We start from the raw sequence: 4014 nt of genomic DNA, 5'->3' as shown, positions 1-4014 counted from the left end.
GTTCAGTTGGGGAGGCTCATGAACGCTGACAGTGGCATGGCGACGATCACTCACGGCCCAATCGTTGAAATTGGCATGCCGGGAATGACGATGGATTTCCCAATTGATCCCGCTTTGGACGCGGGGTCGCTGGTAACCGATATCGAAATGACACTGACCTTTTCGCGCCCCGATGGCATGACGATGGTGCTGGCAGCGGCTGAAGCGGTTCCGCCGCCCATGCGGGTTGACGGGAAAATCAATTCCATCAACGCCGAAGCGGGCATCGCAAATGTCACCCACGGCCCGATGGTCGAGATCGGCATGCCGGGCATGACGATGGACTTCCCGTTGGCGGAGGAGGTCGAAGCATCGCAATTACCGGTGGGGACTGATGTGACCCTTATCCTGCGCAGAAATCCGGATTTCTCGATGACGCTGATGGGCGTGGCCGTTAGCAGGAGCGTGACGCAATGATCCCGGCCATCATCCGAACTTCTATTGCCAACAGGTTCGTCATTCTGGCGCTTGCCGTCATGATGGGCGTGGCGGGTATCTGGGCCATTCGGGAAACACCGGTCGATGCTATTCCTGATCTGTCCGACGTGCAGGTCATCGTCCGCACACCCTATCCGGGACAGGCGCCGCAGGTGGTCGAGAACCAGATCACCTATCCTCTTGCCACTGCCTTGCTGGCTGTGCCGGGGGCGCAGGACGTGCGCGGCTTCTCTTTCTTTGGCGACAGCTTCGTCTATGTCGTTTTCGAAGACGGAACAGATCTTTACTGGGCCCGGTCGAGAGTCCTCGAATATCTTGGGCAGATCTCCGGGAGCTTGCCCGAGGGGGTGTCGCCACAGCTTGGACCTGATGCCACCGGTGTAGGTTGGATTTATCAATACGCGTTGATTGACCGGACCGGGAACCATGATCTTGCACAGCTCAGAACCTTGCAGGACTGGTTCCTCAAATACGAGCTTCAGGCCGTGGAAGGCGTTTCCGAAGTCGCCACCATAGGCGGTATGGTCAAACAATATCAGGTTGTGGTCGATCCCAACAAACTCCGCGCATATGACATTACGCTTGCGCAGCTGAGGACCGCCATTCAGGCGGCGAACCGGGAAACCGGCGGCAGCGTGATCGAAATGGGCGAGGCAGAGTTCATGATCCGCTCGTCCGGCTATATTGACGAACTGTCCGATCTCGCCAGTGCGCCACTTTTGGTCAACGAACGCGGCGCTGCTTTAAGCCTGGGTGATGTTGCCGATATCCGGCTGGGGCCGGAGATGCGTCGCGGCGTCGGCGAACTGGATGGCGAGGGGGATGCGGTCGGCGGCGTCGTCATTCTGCGCTGGGGCGGCAACGCGCTTGCGACCATCAAGGCGGTTGAAGCACGGATTGACGAGTTACGACCCAATTTGCCGGACGGGGTCGAGATCATCACGACCTATGACAGGTCGGGCGTGATCGAGCGCGCCATTGAGAACCTGAAGAAAAAATTGACAGAAGAATTCATCGTCGTGGTGCTGGTTTGTGCGGCCTTTCTGCTGCATTTGCGATCGTCGCTTGTGATCCTGCTGTCTTTGCCGTTGGGGATCTTCGCCGCGTTCATCCTGATGAAGGCGCAGGGCGTCAATGCGAACATCATGTCTTTGGGCGGCATTGCCATTGCCATCGGTGCGATGGTGGATGCGTCAATCGTCATGATTGAGGCAATGCACCGCCGGTTGGAAAAGGAAAAACTGACTGCGGAAAACAGGTGGCGGATCGTGCAGGAATGCGCGTCCGAGGTTGGTCCGGCGCTGTTTTATTCACTGGCGATTATCACCGTCAGTTTCTTGCCCGTCTTCGTGCTGGAAAACCAGGAGGGCAGACTGTTTTCGCCACTGGCCTATACGAAAACATATGCGATGGCCGCAGCGGCAATTCTGTCGATCACGCTTGTCCCTGTCCTTATGGGGTATTTCGTGCGCGGCCGGATCCTGCCAGAGCGGAAAACCCCCTGAATCGGGTGGTCGTTTTTCTCTATCGGCCCTTTCTCGATGCCTCTATCGCGTGGCCTTGGGCAACCACTTTCTTGGCGGGGGTGCTGGTTGCCTCCATGTGGTATCCGTATCAGCGGCTTGGCTCGGAATTCATGCCCGAGCTGAACGAAGGTGATTTCCTTTACATGCCAAGCTTCTATCCCGGGATTTCAACGGGCAAGGCGCGCGAGGTTTTGCAGCAAACCAACCGCCTGATCGCCACCGTCCCGGAAGTCGAGACCGTTCATGGCAAAGTCGGCCGGGCGGAAACGGCCACCGATCCGGCGCCGCTGACCATGGTGGAAACAACGATCCAGCTCAAACCGGAGGACGAGTGGCGTCCCGGCATGACAATGGAGAAGATCCGTGACGAACTTGATCGGATTGTTCAGGTGCCTGGCGTGACCAATGTGTGGATCCAACCGATCAAGAACCGCATCGACATGCTGGCGACCGGGATCCGTACGCCAGTCGGTGTGAAAGTGTCCGGCGCCGACCTGGATGTGATCACCCAGATCGGAATCGACGTGGAACGCGCTGTCGCCGATATCGAGGGCACCGCATCGGCCTATGCCGAACGTCCCGTGGGGGGCCGGTTCATCGAAATTGACGTCAAACGCGATGCCGCCGCACGCTATATGATGAGCGTGCGTGACGTGCAGGATGTGGTGCAAACCGCGATCGGCGGCATGCAGGTTTCCGAATCCGTCGAAGGATTGGAGCGGTTCCCGATCAACCTGCGATACCCCCAGTCATGGCGCGACAGCCCTGAACAGCTGGAGAACCTGCCGGTTGTCACCCCATCGGGCGCTCATGTCCCGCTGACTGCCCTCGCAGATATTCGGATCGTGGATGGGCCGGGAATGATCCGCTCGGAAAACGCGCGCCGCACTGGGTTCGTTTTCATTGACATCGCAGGCCGCGACCTGGGCGGATATGTGGCCGAGGCCCAAAGGGTCGTTGCAGAAACTGTCGACCTTCCGCCCGGCTATTCCCTGACGTGGTCGGGCCAGTACGAGTACATCGAACGGATGCAAGACAGGCTGGCCATTGTTGCGCCGGCAACGCTGCTGATCATAACGCTCATGCTCTTTCTGGCGTTCAACAGGGTAATCGAGGTCGGCATCATCCTGGCCGCGCTCCCGGTCGCGCTTGCGGGTGGCGTCTGGTTCTTATGGTATCTCAGTTTTGATATCTCAATCGCTGTCCTCGTCGGATTTATCGCTCTTGCAGGTGTCGCAGTGGAAACCGCCATTGTCATGCTGCTGTATCTCAACCTGGCCTGGGAAAAACGACGCAAGCTTGCCCAATCGGAAAACCGCAAGCTTACCCGGGACGATATCGAAGACGCGGTATTCGAAGGTGCGGTACTGCGTGTAAGACCGAAAGTCATGACGGTGGCAACGATCTTCGCAGCGTTGATCCCGATCATGTACGGTACGGGCACCGGCTCTGAAATCATGCAGAGGATTGCCGCCCCGATGATCGGCGGCATGGTGACCGCGACGCTGCTCACGCTGTTCGTCATACCATCCATATTCGTGATCTGGAAAAGGCTCGCTCTGCGACGGGTCAACCGCGAGATCGCTCCACAAACCCAGCGGCCGACGCATGAAGTTCCCGCTGAATAACGCAAACCATGAAATCAAAAACAGGAGACCAGGATGAAAACACTCTTAGCAACACTTGCAACCTTCATCTTCGCGGCAACGGTAGCAGTCGCCGAGATGAAGCACATGGATCATTCCAACATGTCGATGTCGGATGAACAGATGGAGGGCGCTGTCCACGCCAAGGCTGTCATCAACTCGATTGGCGATGGTGTCGCAAATGTGACGCACGATCCGATCCCCGAGATTGGTTGGCCTGCCATGACCATGGACCTGACGGTTCTTGAGAACGCGCAGATGATGGGCGAAGTCGCCGCTGGCGATGAAGTCACCCTGATGCTCGTCAAAGGCGATGACGGGATGTACGCCATTGGCGCGATGATGCCGAACTGACAGCAAAGAAG

4 protein-coding genes are annotated in these 4014 nt (G+C 57.8%); all 4 read left to right on the top strand.

The window, feature by feature from the left end; genetic code table 11:
• A partial coding sequence (locus tag TR61_RS19180) for a copper-binding protein (RefSeq protein WP_172677029.1) occupies positions 1-456 on the top strand: 456 nt, incomplete at its 5' end.
• Positions 453-1982, top strand: a complete 1530-nt coding sequence (locus TR61_RS20620; protein ID WP_425394232.1) for an efflux RND transporter permease subunit — start codon at positions 453-455, stop codon at positions 1980-1982. The genes TR61_RS19180 and TR61_RS20620, both read left to right, overlap by 4 nt.
• 5 nt (positions 1983-1987) lie before the next feature.
• The gene (locus tag TR61_RS20615; protein WP_425394233.1) at positions 1988-3631 is read left to right on the top strand and encodes an efflux RND transporter permease subunit; all 1644 of its coding nucleotides are present in this window, start codon (positions 1988-1990) and stop codon (positions 3629-3631) included.
• A 33-nt stretch (positions 3632-3664) separates the two neighbouring features.
• Entirely contained in the window at positions 3665-4003 is a 339-nt protein-coding gene (locus tag TR61_RS19170) for a copper-binding protein (protein ID WP_050932141.1), read from the top strand.
• The last annotated feature ends 11 nt before the right edge of the window (positions 4004-4014 follow it).

The sequence above is a fragment of the Aestuariivita boseongensis genome, assembly GCF_001262635.1.
GTDB lineage: Bacteria > Pseudomonadota > Alphaproteobacteria > Rhodobacterales > Rhodobacteraceae > Aestuariivita > Aestuariivita boseongensis.
This window is presented reverse-complemented; position numbering and strand designations above follow the sequence as displayed.